An 18,465-nucleotide genomic window follows, 5' to 3' on the forward strand; every position below is an offset into this window, starting at 1 on the left:
ACGCCAGCACCAAGCCCGCATCAGCCACTACAAACGACGCGGACACAGTCCCTGAAACTGCCCAGCAATCAGAACAAGCACCGTTGCAGTACTAGGACCTGTCGTTTGGATCATGCCGGCGTCGCGGGGCCTGGCACGCACATCTGCCGCGTTGTCGTCAGTCGCCGACGCTCCGCGTCGACTCCCTCCTCCGCCTTGCAGCTGCACGCACCAGGCCCCGCTCGGGTCGGTTGAAAGGCGCAGTCTCTCTCAGCCGGCCTGATCCAAACGGCAGGGCCCTAGGCCCGCGGCGCCAACGCTCCCCACCGCACCGTCACTTCGCCCTGCCGCCACCGCCCCGGCCCGTCCGTCACCGGCCAGTCGGCCGTGAGGTCCCGCACGGCCCGGATCCAGCGCTGGCGAGCGCCGTAGGAAGCGAAGGGCGCGGCCGCGGCCCAGGCGCGGTCGAAGTCGCGCAGGAAGGCGTGCACGGGCTCCCCGGGGACATTGCGGTGGATCAGCGCCTTCGGCAGCCGCTCGGCCAGGTCCGACGGCCGTTCCAGCGACCCCAGCCGGGTCGCGAAGGTCACCGTTCGCGGGCCCTCCGGCCCGAGCGCCACCCACACATGCCGACGCCCGATCTCGTCACAGGTCCCCTCGACGAGCAGCCCGCCACGGGTGCCGGATGCCGTATCGGCCGGCGCGAGCCGTGCGCACAGCCGCTGCCAGACCCCGGCGACCTCGTCCTCGTCGTACTGCCGCAGCACATTGGCGGCGCGGACGAGGAGCGGCCGCTGCGGGATCGGGATCTCGAACCCGCCGTGCCGGAAGACGAGCCCCTCACGCTCGTACGGCCGCGCGGCGGCGACCCGCGACGGTTCGATCTCCACGCCGACGACCCGCGCGCGGGGCGCCGGCACGCGGAGCCGGGTCAGGAGCTCGACCGCCGTCCAGGGCGCGGCGCCGTATCCGAGGTCGACGGCGACCGGATCGGCGGCCCGGCGCAGCTCGGCGCCGTGCGTCGCCGCGATCCAGCGGTCCATGCGGCGCAGGCGGTTGGGGTTGGTCGTCCCGCGGGTCACCGTTCCCACGACGGGGGTCCCGCCGCTCGGCCGACGCCGAGGGTGGGGGAGGGCGGTGCGGGCTGTCATGCATAAGAGGGTATGCGGCCTACGGCGCGAGGTCGTCGGGCATCCCCGGACCCTGTCACCTCTGTCACCCCTGTCACTCCCGCCCAGACAACGCATCCCACCCTCGAACGGTTGAGCGACACCCGGTAACGCCTAGGCAAAAACCCTCACGTCCGGAATGGGAATGCCTCCCTCCGGTGTTGGACCGCCTTGGAGGGCGCTCAACCCTCCACCAGGCATGCCCGCGGCCAAGGAGGAACGCCACGTGAGCCAGTACGTCAGCAGGCTCGGGCGTCGCTCCCCGGCGTCCGCCTCGCGACTCAGGCTGCACCGCCGCCCTCGCCGGGTGGCCATGCTCTCCGTGCACACCTCACCGCTCCACCAGCCCGGCACGGGCGACGCCGGCGGCATGAACGTATACATCGTGGAGCTCGCGCAGCGCCTCGCCGCGATCAACATCGAGGTCGAGATCTTCACGCGCACCACCGCCACGGACCTCCCGCCCGTCGTCGAGCTGGCCCCCGGTGTCCTGGTCCGGCACGTGGACGCCGGCCCCTACGAGGGCCTCAACAAGGAGGACCTCCCCGCCCAGCTCTGCGCCTTCACCCACGGTGTGATGCAGGCCTGGGCCGGCCACCGCCCCGGCTACTACGACCTGGTCCACTCCCACTACTGGCTCTCCGGCCACGTCGGCTGGCTCGCCGCCCAGCGCTGGGGCGCCCCTCTGGTGCACGCCATGCACACCATGGCCAAGGTCAAGAACGCCAACCTGGCCGACGGCGACACCCCCGAGCCCGCGGCCCGAGTGATCGGCGAGACCCAGATCGTCGCCGCCGCCGACCGCCTGATCGCCAACACGGCCGAGGAGGCCGACCAGCTCGTACGGCACTATGTCGCCGACCCCGGCAAGGTCGCCGTCGTCCACCCCGGCGTCAACCTCACCCGCTTCTCGCCCGCCGACGGCCGAGCCGCCGCCCGAGCCCGCCTCGGTCTCCCGCAGGACGCCCTGATCCCGCTCTTCGCCGGCCGTATCCAGCCCCTGAAGGCACCGGACATCCTGTTGCGCGCGGTGGCCGTTCTGCTGGACGAGCATCCCGAGCTGCGCTCCCGGATCGTCGTGCCGATCGTCGGCGGCCCCAGCGGCAGCGGCCTCGCCAAGCCGGAGGGCCTGCAGAAGCTGGCCGCGCGGCTGGGCATCGCGGATGTCGTACGGTTCCGCCCGCCCGTCGGCCAGGAGCAGCTCGCGGACTGGTTCCGGGCGGCATCGGTGCTGGTCATGCCGTCGTACAGCGAGTCCTTCGGGCTGGTGGCCATCGAGGCGCAGGCGGCGGGTACGCCGGTGCTCGCGGCGGCGGTGGGCGGCCTGCCGGTGGCCGTACGGGACGGCCGTACCGGATTCCTCGTCCAGGGCCACAACCCGGCCGAGTACGCGCGCGTGCTGCACGCCTTCGCCGAGGACCCGCACCTGTCCCCGCGCATGGGCGACGCCGCCGCCCGGCACGCCCAGTCCTTCGGCTGGGACACCGCGGCCGCCGCCACGGCGGACGTGTACACGGCCGCGACCCAGGCCCACCGGCGTCGCGTACGCTCCCACCATGGCTGACGCACAGAAGGCGGCGCAGGCCGTCGAGGGAGCCCTGAAGGACGCCGAACTGGAGTGGGAGAGCCCCGCGTCCGGGACCTACGTCGTCAAGCTCCCCGGCACCCGCAAGCTGTCGACGACGGTGTCCCTGATCGTCGGCCGCCACTCCCTGTCGCTGAACGCCTTCGTGATCCGCCACCCCGACGAGAACGAGGCGGGCGTCCACCGCTGGCTCCTGGAGCGCAACCTCAAGCTGTACGGGGTGAGCTACGCCGTCGACCGGCTCGGCGATGTCTATGTCACCGCCAAGGTGTCCCTCGCCGCCGTCACCGCCGACGAGATCGACCGTCTGCTCGGCCAGGTCCTGGAGGCGGCGGACGGTGCCTTCAACACCCTCCTGGAGCTCGGCTTCGCGTCCGCGATCCGCAAGGAGTACGAGTGGCGCGTCGCGCGCGGCGAGTCGACGCGCAACCTGGGCGCGTTCACTCATCTGACCCGGCGCCCGGCAGACTGACGCCGCGACCGGACTAAAGGTCCGCACCAACTCACCTCGCACGACCCCTTTCGCGACTCCCGGGGGCCGTGGCATGCTCACGCCCACCGCACTTCTGAACGTCGTTCACATCCATGAAGAGCCGCATGGAAGGACGTACGAACATGGGCCATGCGCACCTCACCAGACGGACCCTGCTCGCCGGAGCCACGGCCGTGGCGCTCGGCGCGGCGACCGGTAGGGCACAAGCCGCTGCCGCCGAAGTCCCGCCCCTCTGGCGCGAGTTCACCCGCACCCCCTTCACCCACCCCCAGATCCCCTATGTGGGACGGGCCGGTCACCGTGGCGGCGCGTCCCGCTTCCCCCGCCGCCGAGTCGTCGCGGACGTGCGCGACTTCGGCGCCGTGGCGGACGGCGCGACCGACTCCGCCCCCGCGATCAACCGTGCCATCGCCGCCGCCGGAAGGGCCGGCGGTGGCACGGTCACCATCCCGCCCGGCACCTTCCGCATCGACGACGTGATCCGCGTCGGCCACTCCCACGTGGTCCTGCGCGGCGCCGGCAGCGGCCGTACGAAGCTCTACGCGACGAAGAACCTCACCGAACTGATCGGCCCCTACGGCTCCCGCTACGGCGGCGACAAGTCGTCGTGGTCCTGGGCCGGCGGTCTGATCTGGCTGGCGCCGGAGGCCCGTTGGAACTCCCTGGTCGCCGCGATCAAGGCGAAGACATGGCCCTTCGAGGGCTGGACGGGCAACCGGCGCGACGAGTGGCGCACGCTCACCGCGGTCGGCCCGGCGCGGCAGGGCTCCTGGACGGTGACCGTCGCGAACCCCTCGTCGCTGCGTGCCGGTGCCCTGGTCCTACTGCGCCTCGCCGACGACGTCGACCACACCCTCCTGGAGCACATGAGCGGCGGCGGCCCGGGGCCCGAGTCGTACACCTGGGACGACAAGACGAAGCTGACGTCGTACGTCCCCTATGAGTGGCCGGTGCGCATCGCCCGCGTCCAGGGCGACAAGGTCACCCTGGAGCGCCCGCTCCCGCTCGACGTACGCCCGGAATGGAACCCGCAACTGACCACCCACGTCCAGGAGTTGACGGGATCGGGCGTCGAGGGCCTGACCCTGGAGGCGATGGAGACCCCGCAGCAGCCCCACCTCCTCGACAAGGGCCACAACGGCGTCGTACTCCAATGCGCCTACGACTGCTGGGTGGACGACGTGACGGTCCGCCACGTCGACAACGGCTTCGGCCTGGTGGCGGCCTCCGCCTGCACGCTCCGCCGTACGCGCGTGGCGGGCCGGGGCAGCCATCACCCCTACTTCTGCCGCGAGGGCTCGCACGACAACCTGATCGAGGACTTCACGATCGAGGCCCGCACAGCCCCCGCGCCCTCCGGCACCCAGCTCCACGGCATCAACGTCGAGGGGTTGTCGTCGTACAACGTCTGGTCGCGCGGCGACATGCGGATGGGCACCTTCGACAGCCACCGCGGCCTGCCCTTCGCCAACGTCCGCACCGACATCACCGTGGACAACAACGGCCGCCACGGCGGCGACGCCAGCGCGGGACCGCTGTTCGGCGCGCGCTTCACCCACTGGAACGTCCGGGTGACCAACGGCCGCGCCGGCATGATCCGCCTCGACGGCCTGGCGCCGTACTCCGCCACCGTCGGGCTGGGCGAGGTCAGGGAGTTCGACCAGATCGACGTACCCGACTTCGCGGGGGACCTCCACTCCCGCCTGGAGCTGTACGGCACCACGGACGTCGTACGCCCGCGCAATCTGTACGACGCTCAGCGCGAGCTGCTGCGATAGCGCCCCGGCGGCACGCCCACCAGCTTCCGGAAGTGCCGGGTGAGATGGGACTGGTCGTAGAACCCGGTCGCGACGGCCACCTCGGCAGGCGACCGGCCCTCCAGCAGCAGCCGGCGGGCGCGGTCGACCCGGCGGGACATCAGGTACTGGTGCGGGGCGATGCCGTACGCGGTGCTGAACGACCGTACGAGATGGGCGGGATGGGCCTGCACGAGCCCGGCGGCCTCGTCGAGCGCGATGCCCTGGACGACCCGTTCGTCGAGCAGTTCGCGGAGCCGGCGGGCGAGGGCGGGGTCGCGGCGCGGGACGCCGGTGAGCGTCCTGGGCCGCAGCTGGGCGCGCAGCCGGTCACCGATCAGGGTCAGCCGGCTGTCCGCCTCCAGCTCGTCGCCGGGGTGGGCGAGGGCGGCGTGCACCTGGCCGACGCGCCGCCGGAGCACCGGGTCCCGCAGGTCGGGGGAGTCCACCGCCGGGCCGATCAGGTCGTCGCCCAGGCGGGTGCTGTCCAGGTAGAGGACACGTTTGCGGAAGCCGTGCGGGGTGGCGGGGGAGCCGTTGTGGGGGACGTGCGGCGGGAGGAGGGACACCGTGTCGAGCGGGGTGCCGTGCTCGTGCCGGTCGAGGTCGTAGCGCACGGCGCCGTCGTCGACGATGAGCAGCGTCCAGGCCTCGTGGACATGCATCGGGTAGGCGTACTCGGTGAAGTGCGCGTGGAAGACCTCGGTGACGCCCGGGACGGAGGGGCGCCACGCGGAGACTTCCTGGCGGTTCCGTCCGGCGGCCATGCAAAGAACGTACAAGACGCGGTGGTACGGCGTCGGTGAGCCTCGTCGTATGAGCGATACGAGTGATCAGGTCCCTGTCCGTTTCGACACCAAGATCGCCGTCCTGCTGCGCGAGGACCTGGAGCCCTGGCAGCGGCTGAACGTGACGGCGTTCCTGGTCAGCGGCCTGGGGACGGAGCTTCCCGAGGTGATCGGGGAGCCGTACGAGGACGCGGACCAGGTGGCCTACCTGCCGATGTTCCGCCAGCCGGTGCTGGTCTTCGAGGGCACGAAGGAGACGCTGACGGCGGCCCACACCCGCGCCCTGTCCCGCGCCCTGCCCCGCGCACTCTTCACGTCCGACCTCTTCACGACGGGCAACGACCGGGACAACCGGGCTGCGGTGCGGGCCGTGTCCACGGGGGAGCTGGATCTGGTGGGGCTGGCGGTGTACGGGCCGCGGAACGCGGTGGACAAGGTGATGAAGGGGGCGCGGATGCATCCGTGAGCGGCGCTCACCGGGTCTCGGTGGTGTTGTCGTGGCGCGGGTCGATGGGGTCGTCGGGCACGATGTCCTCGGCGTCCTTCACGCCGAGCTGCCGCCGCGCCGCCGTGAGGAGCCGCAGCGTGGCGTCGCGGAGCCGGACCTCGGGCTCGACGCCGCCGTAGTGCGAGATCAGCGCGTCCTCCCGCCCCTCGTGGACCTCACGCAGCCACCACGCGTGATGCTCCACCTCCCGGGCCGCCTGCTGGAGTTCCCGGCTGCCGAGCAGCCGTATCTGCTGGACGAGGGCGCGCAGCCGTGCGTGCTCGTCGTCGACGCGCCTGAAGTGCGCCGCCGGGTCCTGGGTGCGGTTGTAACGACGGGCGAGATGGACGAACTGCCTTGTCACCGAGGTGAGTTCACGGCACAGGTCGTACAGGGGCAAGTCCCAGCGGACGGCGAGGGCGTGACGTTCCTTGCGCCGTTCGATGACATACGTCGGTATGACGCCGACGGCTGCGCCAACCACCAGCAGCACGGCGCTCGTTGCGGTCGCTGAGATGCTCATGCCGAGGATTGTGCCCTGCTGTCAGGCAGTGCTGACCTCCGGTTTCGCGTCGGCCGGGGTGCCGGTGGCTGCCGGTGTCTCTTCGGGCAGACGCCGCATCAGGGCGCCGTATCCGATCGCCGCCGCCGTGCCGACGACCGCGCACAGCCCCCACAGCCACTCGGCGCCGAGGTGGTCGATGACGAAGCCGGACATCAGCGGGGCGACCAGGGCCGCCACCGCCCAGGACAGGGTGTACATGCCCTGGTAGCGGCCGCGTCCGTGGGCGGGGGAGAGGCGGACGACCAGGCCGGTCTGGGTGGGGGCGTTCAGCATCTCGCCGAGGGTCCACACGCACACCGTCAGGGCGAAGACGCCGACCGAGCCGGCGAAGGCGGTGAGGCCGAAGCCGTACCCGGCGAGCAGGGAGGACACGACGAGGATCCGCCCCACGTCCCGGCGTTCGATGAACCGTGTGACCGGGATCTGGAGCGCGACGATCAGGACGCCGTTGACGGCGATGGCCAGGCCGTAGTCGGCGGGCGAGAACCCGGCGTCGCCCATCGCGATCGGCAGTCCGATCGAGGCCTGCTGGAAGACGAGGGCGACGAGGAAGGACAGCCCGACCACGGTCATGAAGCGCCCGTCGCGCAGGACGGTGCCGAGCCCGACCTGGTCCTCGGTCCCCTTGCTGTGCTCCACCACGGGCCGCGACTCCGGCAGCTTCACGAACACCACGACCGCGCAGACGGCCGTCATCCCCGCCTCGATCAGGAACCCGGCGAGATAGCTGACCTCGGCGATGAACCCGGCGGCCATGGAGGAGACGGCGAACCCGAGGTTGATGGCCCAGTAGTTGAGCGAGAAGGCCCGCACCCGGTCCTCGGGCCGCACGATGTCGGCCATCATCGCCTGCACGGCGGGCCGGGACGCGTTCGAGGCCGCACCGACGAGGAAGGCGACACCGGCGATGGCGACGGGGTGGTGCACGAACCCGAGCACCGCCACGGACACGGCGGTGGAGGCCTGCGCCACGAGCAGCGTCGGACGCCGCCCGAGCCGGTCGGTCATGACCCCGGCCCCGATCGACGAGACGACCCCGCCGAGCCCGTGCAGCGCGGCGACCAGACCGGCGTAGGAGGCGGAGTAGCCGCGGTCGAGGGTGAGGTACAGGGCCATGAAGGTGGCGACGAAGGCGCCGAGCCGGTTCACCAGGGTGCTGGTCCACAGCCACCAGAACTCGCGGGGGAGCCCGGAGACGGTTTCTCGGGTGGCGCGTCTCAGGGCAGCGAGCGGCATAGGGTTCCCCACGAGTGATGTAGCAGCGAGCGGTCGGCGGCAGCTGCTGCCGGGATGTAAGCAGCCAAAGCAGCAACCGCAACTTACAAACGCGCCGCCCGGTGAGGCCACTCAATTAACGGATCCCGTCAACTGTCGGACGGCCGTCCGGCTGGTGGGCGGCCCTCCTGAGCCCCGAATACGTGGATTACGCTCTGACTCATGGCCGACGCACCGTACAAGCTGATCCTCCTCCGCCACGGCGAGAGCGAGTGGAACGCGAAGAACCTGTTCACCGGCTGGGTGGACGTCAACCTCAACGAGAAGGGCGAGAAGGAGGCAGTCCGCGGTGGCGAGCTCCTGAAGGACGCCGACCTCCTGCCCGACGTGGTCCACACGTCCCTCCAGAAGCGCGCCATCCGCACGGCGCAGCTCGCGCTGGAGTCGGCGGACCGCCACTGGATCCCCGTCCACCGTTCGTGGCGCCTGAACGAGCGCCACTACGGCGCCCTCCAGGGCAAGGACAAGGCGCAGACCCTCGCGGAGTTCGGCGAGGAGCAGTTCATGCTGTGGCGCCGCTCCTACGACACCCCGCCGCCCCCGCTGGAGGACGGCACGGAGTTCTCCCAGTCGGACGACCCGCGCTACGCGACGATCCCGCCGGAGCTGCGCCCCCGCACGGAGTGCCTGAAGGACGTCGTCCTCCGTATGCTCCCGTACTGGTACGACGGCATCGTCCCCGACCTCCTGACCGGCCGCACGGTCCTGGTCGCGGCCCACGGCAACTCGCTCCGCGCCCTGGTCAAGCACCTCGACGGCATCTCCGACGCCGACATCGCGGGCCTGAACATCCCGACGGGCATCCCCCTGTACTACGAGCTCGACGCCGACTTCAAGCCGGTGACCCCGGGCGGCAGGTACCTGGACCCGGAGGCGGCTGCGGCGGCTATTGAGGCGGTCAAGAACCAGGGCAAGAAGAAGTAGGGTTTGTGATCATGCCCCTGACCTGCGCGGAAAGCGCGGATCAGGGGCATTTTCATGTTCTGGAACCTCCCTGGAACCTCAGCCCTTGGGATCTTGGGGCCGGAGAGCCTTGCCGAGAGCCTTTCGTGCGCGGTCTCGGCTGCTCGGCATGAGGTGCGCGTACACCTTCAGGGTCAGGCCCGGATCGGAGTGCCCGAGGTACTCCGCGAGCGCCTTGATGCTCTCCCCGGCGTCCAGCAGGACGGACGCGTAGAAGTGCCTCAGCGCGTGCATGCCGTGCTCGCGGGCGGCGGCGTGCTCCCGGCTCTTGGCCTTGGGGATGACTCCGGCCTTGGCGAGAGCGGGCTTCCAGTGGTCCTCGTTCAGGGACGTACGCCAGACGTGCCCGCCGTTGGGGCCCGTGAAGATGAGCCGTCGCGTCACTGGCTGACCGTTGCCCCGCATCCACGGGAGCTTGATCTCCACAGGCGGGAACCGCTTGATGTGCTCCCGCAGGGCCTCCGCCACGGGATCGGGCAGCGGAACGTCTCGGAGCTTGCCACCCTTCGGCGGTGCGAACACCGCCTTGCTCAGGCTCAGCTTGAGTTGCTGCACCACGTGCACGGTGCCGTTGTCGAAGTCGATGTCATCGACGGACAGACCGAGGATCTCGCCTTGCCGCAGGCCGCACCCTGCACCGACGTCGACCATGGGCCGGAAGCGCTCGACCATGGCGGCGCGCATGGCGAAGACGCGCTCAGGCTCCCAGGGGACGACACGTCGCGCACCGATGGCCGGCGGGGTCACCGTGTGCGAGTTGCAGGGGTTCCGGCGTAGGCATCCGTCCTCTACGGCGGCCGAGAGAACGGCGCGGACGTTGGAGAAGATGACGCGCGCGTACGCGCCGGACATGCCGGACGCTTCGAGCTGCATCACGAACTCGCGGATGTGGCTCGGCTGGAACGACCCGAGCTGACGCGACCCGATGCGGGGGAAGGCGTGCAGCTTGAGCTGAGACTCCATCGACGCACGGGTGTTGGGGTCGCCGCTCTGGCTTGCGAGCCACTTCTCCGCGAACTCTTGGAACGTTGTACGGGACGCGTTCGGGTCGATGAAGTCGCCACGGGCCACGTCTGCTTGCATGGCGCTCAGCCACTGCTCGGCGATGCGCTTCTGTCCGTCGGGGAAGGACTTGTTCTTTCGCTTGCCGTCGGGCGTGAGGTAGCGGGCTTGGTAGCGCATCCCCGTGCCGTAACGGTCGGTCTTGACGCGGGCGGTCTTGCCGTCGGCGTCGGTGGTGGTCTTGATCCAGCGGTCGAAGATGTGGCCAGCCATGTGGTGGTTGTCCCTCCTGGCACATGGGAAAGGGAGGGCCACTGGACGGCCCTCCCTGGGGTGCTGAGCTGTGCGATTGAGCTGCGTCAGGCGGTGGTCTGGTCGGCGCTCTTGCGTTGGGTGACGTATGTGCGTACGTCGGCGGGGTCGTAGCGGACGTACTTGCCGATACGGAAGCCGGGCGGGCCGGTGCGCTTCCTGCGCCACTGGTAGACGGTCTCTATGGGCACCTCGAACATCCCGGCGATGTCGTCCGGGGTGAGGTACCGGTCCGGGAGGCCGCCCCGGAGGGTGGCGCGGGGGTCGGGGTCGGTCGGCGTTGCCATAGGGGCTCCTAGCGGGGAGGCATGGCCGTGTGTGTCCGAGGTGCGGATTTCTGCGTCATCGCGTCATCAGCGACATTTAGGCTTCTGACCTGCGGTTTTGCTTGACGCGGTGGTTAGGGCTTGCGTCATCCGTGCGGCATGGGTTTCGTCATCGGGTGACGCAGATGACGCAGGATGACGCAGAGGTCTCCGTCTGCGTCATGCCTGTATTCGCAGGTCAGGGGTGATTTAGCGTCCCGCGTGACGCAGATGACGCAGCGTCTTCCCTCTTAGGACAAAAGAGGGGGTGTCTGTTGTAGTGCGGTGGCGCCTCAAAGCGTGAAGAAGGAGCCGCTTCGCGGCGCGACCCTTGAGTGGCGGCGATGCCGCCAGAGGGCAATGAGGGGCCGCTGCGCGGCACGTCCTTTGGGCGGCGTTCCGCCGAACAGCAAGAGGAGCACGCCTGGCCGGTGGTGCTCCTCTTGCTTGTTCAGGCAGGGACGGGCGGTCGGTCAGAACATGCGCCTCGGTTCCTGCGGGGCGGGCGGGGCGGGGCGGGTCATTTCGAGGTAGCGGCCCGTGCTGGTGCGCCCGGAGTCGATGAGCACGCCTCGGGCGGCCAGGGTGGGTTGTAGGCGCTTGAGCCGGTCGGAGAGCACCTTTCCCGTGGTCGGCCACCCCTTCGGCAGGGGACGCATCCCCTCGCCGTTGTAGAGGCCGCTCAGGAGATGCAGCCACTCCGTGGACGTCATCCGCTGCGCCGCGCCCGGGGAGATGGTGTCGGCGTGCCGTAGGACCGTCTGTGCGAGCAGATCACCTTCGATCACGTCGTCGTTCAGGTCGTCCAGGCTTGCCCGGTAGGCGGCGAGGACGCCGAACCCGGTCGCGGCATCGAGCTGCGCGCACAGGTGCGCGAAGTCCGCCATCCGCAGATCCGTGGGCGTCTCGGCTTTCGCCGCGCGGACCTTGACCGTGAGGTCCAGGAGCGAGCCGAGGACGACGGGCAGCACTTCCGCGTACTCCGCCCACAGCTCAGCTTCGGTGCGCCGTACCTTGGGGCGCTCCAGACGCAGCGGCAGGAGCCGTTCCGCCAGGTCGGGGCGGATGACGCCCACGTCGATGCCGGTCAGGAGCAGCGGGCGGCGGTAGCCGACGCGGAACACGTCTCCGTCGGTGAACAGTGCCCGCTTGACGTTCTCGGCTCCGGTCACGATGCAGCACATCGCATCCGACAGGTCCGGGGTCATGTGGGAGAGGTTGTCCAGGGCGGTGACCCATCCCGCCGACACCGCTGCGATCAGGTTCTCTTCATCCTTGGGGGCCCGGCGCAGGTCTCCGCTCATGCCCTCCACGATCCGGATCAGCATCCGCCCGCCGGTGGACTTGCCCGCTCCCTGCGGCCCGGTCAGGAACGGTGCTGGGACGGGCACGGACGGACCGAGACAGCCGATGAGCCAGGCAATGGCCAGGCACTCGGTCTCGGCGGCGGCGAAGTTGCACAGCCGCATCAGCGCGTCGATGCCCTTGCCGTCGGTGTCCTTGACCGGCAACGGGAGCTCCCCAGTGAGCTGGGTTCGCCGCCAGCACACCTCACGCGGGTCCGGAGTGGTGATCTCCCAGCCGGTGGGGTGGATGCGGACGGACTGCCCGTCATCGCGCCCGAGGTCCAGCCACGTCGCCCCGTCAAAGCCCGGAGCGACGCGGATGTAGACGGGCTGCACGTCCTCGCTCAGCGCGAGCGCTTCGATCAGGTCCAGGGCCTCCTTCAGCGCGCTGCCGTTGAAGACGCCCTTGCCGTCACGGAACAGTCCCACCATGAGTTCCTGCCGGTGGCTTCCCGTGGTTCCCTGCGAGCGGATCGGACGGGCCACGGGGTGGCCCTTGCGCTGGGCGTACACGGTCCCGTCGGGGGTGCGGAAGTACCGGAAGTGCGCCTGCGCGTAGTCGGTGATGACCTCGCGGGCCGGGGTCTTGTCGTCGTCAGCCACGGTCACACTCCCAACGTGGTGCGGGCGTTGGTCCAGGCGTCGGTGCAGTGGCGAGGGCTCTCGCCCTTGGCCTGAGCGGCGGTGAACAGTCGGGCAATGTGGGCGTCGGTGAGGCAGCCGCACCGACCGTGCGTGGACAGCACGGCGAGGAACGTGCGGTAGACGGTGGCGTGTACGCCGCTGGTGGCGCTGGTGATGCGCTGCTCGGCCATGGCGATGCCCCGTTCGAGGAAGGCGGGTGTGCGGTGACGGCACTGCCCACCCCCGGTCAGAGCAGGCACGGTGACGACCGCCGGTCGGACCGGGGCGGATTCCTTCACGGCCAGCGCGCGGACGACGTCCGGCAGTGCCGTGATGGTGCCGGTGCCGGGCCCGAGCCAGCGGGCGTAGGCCATCGTGGACTTGATGTCCACGCCGGGCCGGACCGCGTTCACGGAGCGCATGGGGCCTTGGTAGATCCAGTGCTCCCCACGCGTCGTGGCCACGGTCTGGGTGGCGGGCAGGTTCGCGCGTGCCCACGTGATGGCGTCGGCGTTGTCCAGGTCCACGACCGTCAGCCACGCCCCGCCCGGGTGGTAGGCGACACCGGTCGCCCGCATCCATGCGCGACGCCAGACGCCCGACTGGATGACGTCCGGGTCGGTGGTTGCGGCGGCCCATGCGTGGCAGGGGGCCGGGCAGGCGCAGGGCCCGGCGGTCTTCATGTTCGGCCGGCCGCCGCACGCGTTGTCGGCGCAGCGGCGGCAGTTGCCGAATGGCACCTTGGCCCGTAACGGCAGCACCGGGATGCCGGAGGCTGCCAGGGAGAGAGCGGCACGCAGGTGCTCTCCCCGAATGTCGGTCGGTTGCGTCATGCTGGGAGACCTCCACAGGTCTGAAGGGATCAGGTGGATTGGCGGCGGCCCCGGTTCTTGGCGGAAGGGGGCCGCCGTTGTCGTTGCTGGGAGCGGTCAGGTGATGGGGCTCTCAGGCTGCTTCCTGGCCCGGCTGGAGCATGCCGTCGTCGGCCTTGCGGAGCGCTCCTGAGGCCATTAGTGCCTTGATCTCGCGGGAGACGGTGCCCTTGTTGATTCCGGTCCGGTCGGTGATGTCACGCAGGGTCCGGGCGCCCTCTTGGACGGCCTGCCGCACTCGGTCCCGATTGCTCGCCGTGGCAGGGGTTGCCGTGACGGTGGTCGGTTCCTTGACCAGTCGGAGCGTGTTCGCGGCGGGGCGGGCGGATGCGCGGTGCCAGATGGGCCGGTCGGGCAGCGCGATGACGTCGGCGGGGGAGAATGCGCGGGTGTTGATCGGGTGGGGCTTGGCCTTGGGTCCGGAGCGGAGCATCGCCACGCCGGGCATGGGCAGCTCGTGCGCGTGCCAGCCCTTCTCGGTGGCGTCCTCCCCGAAGACCACACGGGATTCGCCCGAGGTGGACAGGGCGAGTGCGGCCCGGTAGGTGATCTGCGCGCTGATCTGCGGGTCGATGCCGCCCTTGGCGTCCATCGTGGGCTTCTGGGTGGCCCAGATCAGGATGATCTCGGCCGCGCGTGCCATGCGCGCGAGGGTGCCCAGGTTCTCCATGATCTGCGACCAGTCGGGATCGCCCGACTCGCCGTCGCCGCCCTTGGCCCGCTTCTTGCGGCCCATGGTGATGACTTCGGCGCCCTCGTCCACGAACACCGTGATCCGGGGCCGCTCTTCGGAGATCTCGATCGTGTCCCGCCCACGCGGGACCAGGGCGAGCCGCTCGTGCATCTCAGCGACCAGTTCGTCGGTGACGTCCAGGACCTCATCGATCGTGATCGCGGTGCGGGCGCGGTGTTCCCAGTTGATCGCCTCCACTCGCTTGGGGTCGATGACGACCAGGCGGTGATCCGGCGCCTCGGATGCCTCAGCGAGGAGAGCGCGGGTCGACCAGCTCTTGCCGGAGCCGGACGTGCCCGCGATCAGCATCCGGCGCCCGAGCGGGACCATGACCGGCTCGCCGGTGACCGTGTCGACGCCCCACGGCTCGCCCGGCTTCCATCCGGACAGGTCGATGCCGTCAGCCGCGCTCCGCGTCCGCAGCGTGATCGTGGCGCGGTCCCCGTGGCTGCCGGAGGTGATTTCCATGCGCAGGTCGGTGCGCGCCCCGAGCAGCGCCCGGATCTCATCCGCCTTCGCGCGGAACGTCTTTGGTGTCCACCGGCCGTCCAGGCGCACGTGCGAGACCAGCCCGGCCGGGGTGAGCTTGGCCGGGGTGGGCACGGTGCCCGATAGGCCGCGAGCGTCGGCGTTGGGCACCCAGAACGTCGGATCGAGCCGGGAGGCAAGCCGCTGCTCTTCCGCGCTCATCCCGTCATCGAGCCGCATCGACGGCTGCCGTCGGCCGAGCCACAGCCCGGCGACGTTCAACCCGATGAGCCCGGCGGAGATGGACGCGGGCCACAGCGTGAGTGCGTGCGTGGCCTCCGACATCAGCCACGACGCCAGACCGCCCGGCACCGCGTGCGCGGCGTGGGCCTTGACTGCCACGCTCGTGAGCGTCGCCGGGTAGTTGCGCCGGGCGATCGTCAGCCCGGCGCCAGTTGCCTTGACGTCGGACCGAGTCGCCTTCAGAGCGGCGCGGGCCGCGCGGCGTTCCTTCGAGAGGAGACCGCTGGAGGTGGCGCGTGCCTTCTGCTGGAGGCTCTTGGCGACCCGAAGGTTCGCCGTGGCCGTGTTGTGGACCCGCTGCGCCTTCAGCAGCGCCGTCAGGTTCTCCGGAGTCCGGAGCAGTGTCCTGCGCTCCGCCTCACGGTCCCAACGGGACGCGAGCGGCGCGCACATCGGCGCGAGTACGTCCAACGCCGTATTGGTCGTGTCGGTGGTGGTCGACCATGCTTTCTTCCAGTCCACGAAAGAGTCCCTTCAAGACCGTGGATGAGGGCCGGTGCGCCGTCGCGTGGCGTCACCGGCCCGCCCGATTTGGGATGGTTGGCGCTGCCGGTTGCGGCGGCAACACCGGTTGATGCCCCGCAACCGCGTCTGACCTGCGGAGTTGCGGAGTTGCGCCGTTCCGGGGAGAGGGGCCCTACGCACGCGCGCGCGTAGGGCGGTGGAAAACGCGCTCACGCAGCGTCTCCAAGGGGGCCTGTGCGGCCGTTCGCGGGCCCGGGAGTCTTCACCCCCGCGCGAGGGGGTCCAAGCGCTCTGCGGGCCGCGTACGGCTCTCGCCCTGTCGGGGGCTCAATTACCCTTCGGTCGGGCGAGCTTGAGGGTCACGCCGCCGACGCCGACCGGTCCGGCGGTCTGTGCGATGACGGTCACCGCGTGCGCGGCGGCATCGAGCAGCGCGCACAGCGCGGCGACCAGTCCCCAGCAGCCCATCGCGGCGGCCCCGGCGATCGCGAGCGGGACCAGGTAGTGACGCAGCGGGCGTCCGGCCGGGTCGGTGGTGTGCACGACGATCACAACAGGCTGGCCGGTGGCCTCCGCGCGGCGGTAGGCGTCGGCGGGGATGTGCGGAGCGGCGATCCCCGGCGGATCACGATGGGACATCAGCCCTCCTCAGGGGGCACAGAGCAGTCGGGAAAGGCGCAGGTAGAACACATGCCGAGCGAGGTGGGGATGACGTATCCCGCATCCCGCCGGCACTCCGGGCACATGCGGCGGGCCGTGTTGGCCTTGGCCAGAGCCGCCCACCGGGCCGGAGTCATCGGACGCACCGGCTTGGCCTGGTCGATGAGGTAGAGGTAGGCGACCAACGGGCCCCGGCGCCGCCGGGGCCGTTCGAGCTGCGCGGCCACGCCCTGACCGCCGGGCCGTAGCCCTCGGGCGCGGAGCTGGCGGTAGGTGGCGTAGCCGTCCGGCGCCAGGTGCCACCGAAAGACCGGCAGCGCGTCCATCAGGCGACGCGCTTCCACGCAGCGCGCAACCGGACCTCGCTGGCGGAGTGGCCAGCCGCGCGGAAGCGGGCGGCCATCTCCCGGTAGGACAGGGCCGGTTGTTCGCTGAGCCGGATGGAGTCGACCAGCGCGTCCAGCTCTCCGTCACTCAGGGCGGGTCCGGCCTCCAGCGCGGGAACCGGCTGAGTGGGCCCCCACACCGGGAGCTCCCAAGCGGATGCGACGCCGGGTGTGACGCGGGCCGTCACGCTGGTCAGCGCCCTGCCGGTACCCTCACCCTGCCTCGCCGTCTCCAGCGTCGACCATGCCCCGGCGAGGGTTTCGGCGGTCTTGGCCTGCACGCGTGCGACGCGGGCACCGGCCTGCGTCACGGCCGCAAGGCGCGTCTCCTCGGTCGCCGCTTCCGCCCGCAGCCGCGCACGCGCCACGGCCGCCTCATCGCGGGCCTCCTGCTGGATACCCGCGATGGCGTCCAGCGCGAGCGGGGTCAGTGCGGTGCGCTCCCACATACCGTGCACCAGCCACAACGCCTTGGCCGCGACCGGCAGCCACGCCACCGCCAGCCACGCGCCGACAGAATGGTCGGCGGTGAGCGCGTGAGCGATCAGCACACCGGTCGCGACGAGACCGAATGACCAGCCGACAGCCGTAACGGCGCGATTGTGGTCGCCCTGCGCCGCGAGACGGCGCTCATAGGCGAGGGTGGCCAGCCATCCCCCGTCGATGCCGAGGCCGACCACCAGGGCGACCGGCCACGGCATCGCGGTGCCCAGCCACATCACGACCACGGCCAGAGTCAGCACCATGGACACGGCCGTCATCGCCACGGCCGGAAGAACAGTCTTGGCACTCATCACCGGCCCTCCCGCCACGGGAAGGGGTGGATGCGGTGCGCGGCGCGGAAGACGCGCAGGGCCACCCCGGCGGGGGCGTCGGGCTTGGCGACCGGGCGAGCGCCGGTGATCGAGGCCAGCAGGCGGGTGGCGTGCAGCTCGCAGCCGTCGGCGCCCGCGTTCTGCGAGTCCAGGACGGTCACGACGACCGGGCCGTCGCACGGCGTCGGGTCCTCCGGGTGCGCGGCCGGACACCGCACGGTGCTGTCGCCGGGCGTCTCGTCAACCATCTCGATCAGCCGCTCCACAGCGACCTCAAGACGGCCGATCATGCGCGCCACGGCACAGCCGTCCAGCAGGTCTACACGCTCAGCAGCCGCCAATGTCTGACGGGCGGCCTCGATGGTGCAGCGGTCGTACTCGGTGAGGTCGAGGCGAGACATCAGGCAACACCCCCCGGCACGGTCGCGCGGTTGACCAGCGCAACCCGCGCGGCCAGCGCCCGGCGGCGGGCCCGGCGGATACGCCGCGCGTCCAGCTCGGTCGGCGCGCGGTCCAGGGTGATGATCTGAGCGTCCAACAGGTCGACGTCCGCCAGGATCACGGGCATCTCCCGCTCGATCGCGTCCAGCTCCGCGTCCGTCGGCTCCATGAAGTCGGCGAACGCGGTAACAGCGTCCGCAACCGTGGCAATGTGTTCCATGGGTCGTGTTCTCCCTTGCAGGTGGAACGGCCCGACAGCGGTCCCGGGTCTAGCCACCCGGGGCCGCACGCCGTTGAAGTCGGAATGTCCGGCTCCCCTCAGCGCTGCTCGTGCGAGACGAGCAGCGGAGGCAACCGGCCGCAGCACTTGAGCTGCGGAAAGTCGAAAACAGGCTTGTACTCGCACGCGGGCCGGAGCCCGCGCACTTCATCGGCACGCTGTTGAGTTCTCAAGGAACAGTCGCTGCCTTCGTACTCACCCTCGCGGGCTTTCCTCCGGGCGCTGTCAGTACAGGAGTGCACACTTGAAGGTGTTGTACCACCTGTCCAGCTTGTTGGTACAAGCTGACGTAGTGATGCTGCACCCACGGACAGTGAGTCGTCAAGGGGGTTGGCCCACATGTACCAACAAGT

The 18,465-nt window shown here is 70.5% G+C and carries 19 protein-coding genes; 5 read left to right on the forward strand and 14 right to left on the reverse strand.

The annotated features are described in order from the left end of the window. Window positions 1–278: 278 nt before the first annotated feature. A complete protein-coding gene (locus tag ACZ7NC_RS13820) occupies window positions 279–1,130 on the reverse strand; it encodes a class I SAM-dependent methyltransferase (RefSeq protein ID WP_471487889.1) in 852 nt (283 codons plus the stop codon). A gap of 244 nt (window positions 1,131–1,374) precedes the next feature. On the opposite strand from ACZ7NC_RS13820, the gene mshA reads away from it, so the two are divergent. From mshA to ACZ7NC_RS13835, 3 genes are all read left to right on the forward strand, one after another. After that, on the forward strand, window positions 1,375–2,712 hold the full coding sequence (gene mshA, locus ACZ7NC_RS13825) for a D-inositol-3-phosphate glycosyltransferase (protein ID WP_471487891.1): 1,338 nt from the start codon (window positions 1,375–1,377) through the stop codon (window positions 2,710–2,712). Next, complete coding sequence (locus tag ACZ7NC_RS13830) at window positions 2,705–3,205, forward strand: type III secretion system chaperone family protein (RefSeq protein ID WP_471487893.1); 501 nt, start codon at window positions 2,705–2,707, stop codon at window positions 3,203–3,205. The genes mshA and ACZ7NC_RS13830 overlap by 8 nt, the downstream gene beginning before the upstream one ends. Before the next feature lie 125 nt (window positions 3,206–3,330). Next, on the forward strand, window positions 3,331–5,004 hold the full coding sequence (locus ACZ7NC_RS13835; protein WP_471487895.1) for a glycosyl hydrolase family 28-related protein: 1,674 nt from the start codon (window positions 3,331–3,333) through the stop codon (window positions 5,002–5,004). On the opposite strand, the gene ACZ7NC_RS13840 is transcribed toward ACZ7NC_RS13835, so the two are convergent. Continuing rightward, window positions 4,983–5,789: a helix-turn-helix transcriptional regulator gene (locus ACZ7NC_RS13840; protein WP_471487897.1), complete on the reverse strand. Its 807-nt coding sequence runs from the start codon at window positions 5,787–5,789 to the stop codon at window positions 4,983–4,985. The genes ACZ7NC_RS13835 and ACZ7NC_RS13840 overlap by 22 nt on opposite strands. Window positions 5,790–5,838: 49 nt before the next feature. Between ACZ7NC_RS13840 and ACZ7NC_RS13845 the strand changes: the two genes are divergently transcribed. Further along, window positions 5,839–6,276 (forward strand): DUF2000 family protein, encoded by a 438-nt coding sequence (locus ACZ7NC_RS13845; protein WP_471487899.1) that lies wholly within the window; start codon window positions 5,839–5,841, stop codon window positions 6,274–6,276. 7 nt (window positions 6,277–6,283) lie between these two features. Here ACZ7NC_RS13845 and ACZ7NC_RS13850 read toward each other — a convergent pair whose 3' ends face one another. Continuing rightward, entirely contained in the window at window positions 6,284–6,820 is a 537-nt protein-coding gene (locus ACZ7NC_RS13850) for a hypothetical protein (RefSeq protein ID WP_471487901.1), read from the reverse strand. A gap of 21 nt (window positions 6,821–6,841) precedes the next feature. Further along, window positions 6,842–8,098 carry an MDR family MFS transporter gene (locus ACZ7NC_RS13855; RefSeq protein WP_471487903.1) on the reverse strand — a complete coding sequence of 419 codons (1,257 nt, stop codon included), beginning with the start codon at window positions 8,096–8,098 and terminating at the stop codon, window positions 6,842–6,844. A gap of 201 nt (window positions 8,099–8,299) precedes the next feature. On the opposite strand from ACZ7NC_RS13855, the gene ACZ7NC_RS13860 reads away from it, so the two are divergent. After that, a complete protein-coding gene (locus ACZ7NC_RS13860; protein WP_471487905.1) occupies window positions 8,300–9,061 on the forward strand; it encodes a phosphoglyceromutase in 762 nt (253 codons plus the stop codon). 78 nt (window positions 9,062–9,139) lie between these two features. Here ACZ7NC_RS13860 and ACZ7NC_RS13865 read toward each other — a convergent pair whose 3' ends face one another. From ACZ7NC_RS13865 to ACZ7NC_RS13910, 10 genes are all read right to left on the reverse strand, one after another. Continuing rightward, a complete protein-coding gene (locus tag ACZ7NC_RS13865) occupies window positions 9,140–10,375 on the reverse strand; it encodes a tyrosine-type recombinase/integrase (RefSeq protein ID WP_471487907.1) in 1,236 nt (411 codons plus the stop codon). An 86-nt stretch (window positions 10,376–10,461) separates the two neighbouring features. Further along, window positions 10,462–10,701, reverse strand: coding sequence for a helix-turn-helix domain-containing protein (locus tag ACZ7NC_RS13870; protein ID WP_471487909.1), 240 nt, complete (start codon window positions 10,699–10,701; stop codon window positions 10,462–10,464). Between the two features lie 491 nt (window positions 10,702–11,192). Beyond that, window positions 11,193–12,668 carry an ATP-binding protein gene (locus ACZ7NC_RS13875; protein WP_471487911.1) on the reverse strand — a complete coding sequence of 492 codons (1,476 nt, stop codon included), beginning with the start codon at window positions 12,666–12,668 and terminating at the stop codon, window positions 11,193–11,195. A 2-nt stretch (window positions 12,669–12,670) separates the two neighbouring features. Beyond that, window positions 12,671–13,522: a bifunctional DNA primase/polymerase gene (locus ACZ7NC_RS13880; protein ID WP_471487913.1), complete on the reverse strand. Its 852-nt coding sequence runs from the start codon at window positions 13,520–13,522 to the stop codon at window positions 12,671–12,673. Window positions 13,523–13,634: 112 nt separating this feature from the next. Beyond that, the gene (locus ACZ7NC_RS13885; protein WP_471487915.1) at window positions 13,635–15,527 is read right to left on the reverse strand and encodes an FtsK/SpoIIIE domain-containing protein; all 1,893 of its coding nucleotides are present in this window, start codon (window positions 15,525–15,527) and stop codon (window positions 13,635–13,637) included. A gap of 330 nt (window positions 15,528–15,857) precedes the next feature. Beyond that, window positions 15,858–16,169: a hypothetical protein gene (locus ACZ7NC_RS13890; protein ID WP_471487916.1), complete on the reverse strand. Its 312-nt coding sequence runs from the start codon at window positions 16,167–16,169 to the stop codon at window positions 15,858–15,860. Continuing rightward, window positions 16,169–16,516 (reverse strand): RRQRL motif-containing zinc-binding protein, encoded by a 348-nt coding sequence (locus tag ACZ7NC_RS13895; RefSeq protein ID WP_471488292.1) that lies wholly within the window; start codon window positions 16,514–16,516, stop codon window positions 16,169–16,171. The genes ACZ7NC_RS13890 and ACZ7NC_RS13895 overlap by 1 nt, the downstream gene beginning before the upstream one ends. Beyond that, entirely contained in the window at window positions 16,516–17,370 is an 855-nt protein-coding gene (locus ACZ7NC_RS13900) for a protein spdB (protein ID WP_471487918.1), read from the reverse strand. Before ACZ7NC_RS13900 ends, ACZ7NC_RS13895 begins: the two co-directional genes overlap by 1 nt. After that, entirely contained in the window at window positions 17,370–17,792 is a 423-nt protein-coding gene (locus ACZ7NC_RS13905) for a hypothetical protein (protein ID WP_471487920.1), read from the reverse strand. Before ACZ7NC_RS13905 ends, ACZ7NC_RS13900 begins: the two co-directional genes overlap by 1 nt. After that, window positions 17,792–18,052 (reverse strand): DUF6284 family protein, encoded by a 261-nt coding sequence (locus tag ACZ7NC_RS13910; RefSeq protein ID WP_471487922.1) that lies wholly within the window; start codon window positions 18,050–18,052, stop codon window positions 17,792–17,794. Before ACZ7NC_RS13910 ends, ACZ7NC_RS13905 begins: the two co-directional genes overlap by 1 nt. Window positions 18,053–18,465: the final 413 nt, after the last annotated feature.

The sequence above is a fragment of the Streptomyces sp. NPDC111802 genome, from assembly GCF_055634335.1.

What these genes read in the sequence shown, in the direction of transcription:
- ACZ7NC_RS13850 (WP_471487901.1), bottom strand. Translation starts at nt 6,820, where the DNA reads ATGAGCATCTCAGCGACCGCAACGAGCGCCGTGCTGCTGGTGGTTGGC.
- ACZ7NC_RS13865 (WP_471487907.1), bottom strand. Translation starts at nt 10,375, where the DNA reads ATGGCTGGCCACATCTTCGACCGCTGGATCAAGACCACCACCGACGCC.
- ACZ7NC_RS13880 (WP_471487913.1), bottom strand. Translation starts at nt 13,522, where the DNA reads ATGACGCAACCGACCGACATTCGGGGAGAGCACCTGCGTGCCGCTCTC.
- ACZ7NC_RS13870 (WP_471487909.1), bottom strand. Translation starts at nt 10,701, where the DNA reads ATGGCAACGCCGACCGACCCCGACCCCCGCGCCACCCTCCGGGGCGGC.
- ACZ7NC_RS13890 (WP_471487916.1), bottom strand. Translation starts at nt 16,169, where the DNA reads ATGTCCCATCGTGATCCGCCGGGGATCGCCGCTCCGCACATCCCCGCC.
- ACZ7NC_RS13910 (WP_471487922.1), bottom strand. Translation starts at nt 18,052, where the DNA reads ATGGAACACATTGCCACGGTTGCGGACGCTGTTACCGCGTTCGCCGAC.
- ACZ7NC_RS13820 (WP_471487889.1), bottom strand. Translation starts at nt 1,130, where the DNA reads ATGACAGCCCGCACCGCCCTCCCCCACCCTCGGCGTCGGCCGAGCGGC.
- ACZ7NC_RS13895 (WP_471488292.1), bottom strand. Translation starts at nt 16,516, where the DNA reads ATGGACGCGCTGCCGGTCTTTCGGTGGCACCTGGCGCCGGACGGCTAC.
- ACZ7NC_RS13855 (WP_471487903.1), bottom strand. Translation starts at nt 8,098, where the DNA reads ATGCCGCTCGCTGCCCTGAGACGCGCCACCCGAGAAACCGTCTCCGGG.
- ACZ7NC_RS13905 (WP_471487920.1), bottom strand. Translation starts at nt 17,792, where the DNA reads ATGTCTCGCCTCGACCTCACCGAGTACGACCGCTGCACCATCGAGGCC.
- ACZ7NC_RS13840 (WP_471487897.1), bottom strand. Translation starts at nt 5,789, where the DNA reads ATGGCCGCCGGACGGAACCGCCAGGAAGTCTCCGCGTGGCGCCCCTCC.
- ACZ7NC_RS13845 (WP_471487899.1), top strand. Translation starts at nt 5,839, where the DNA reads ATGAGCGATACGAGTGATCAGGTCCCTGTCCGTTTCGACACCAAGATC.
- ACZ7NC_RS13900 (WP_471487918.1), bottom strand. Translation starts at nt 17,370, where the DNA reads ATGAGTGCCAAGACTGTTCTTCCGGCCGTGGCGATGACGGCCGTGTCC.
- ACZ7NC_RS13835 (WP_471487895.1), top strand. Translation starts at nt 3,331, where the DNA reads ATGGAAGGACGTACGAACATGGGCCATGCGCACCTCACCAGACGGACC.
- ACZ7NC_RS13830 (WP_471487893.1), top strand. Translation starts at nt 2,705, where the DNA reads ATGGCTGACGCACAGAAGGCGGCGCAGGCCGTCGAGGGAGCCCTGAAG.
- ACZ7NC_RS13860 (WP_471487905.1), top strand. Translation starts at nt 8,300, where the DNA reads ATGGCCGACGCACCGTACAAGCTGATCCTCCTCCGCCACGGCGAGAGC.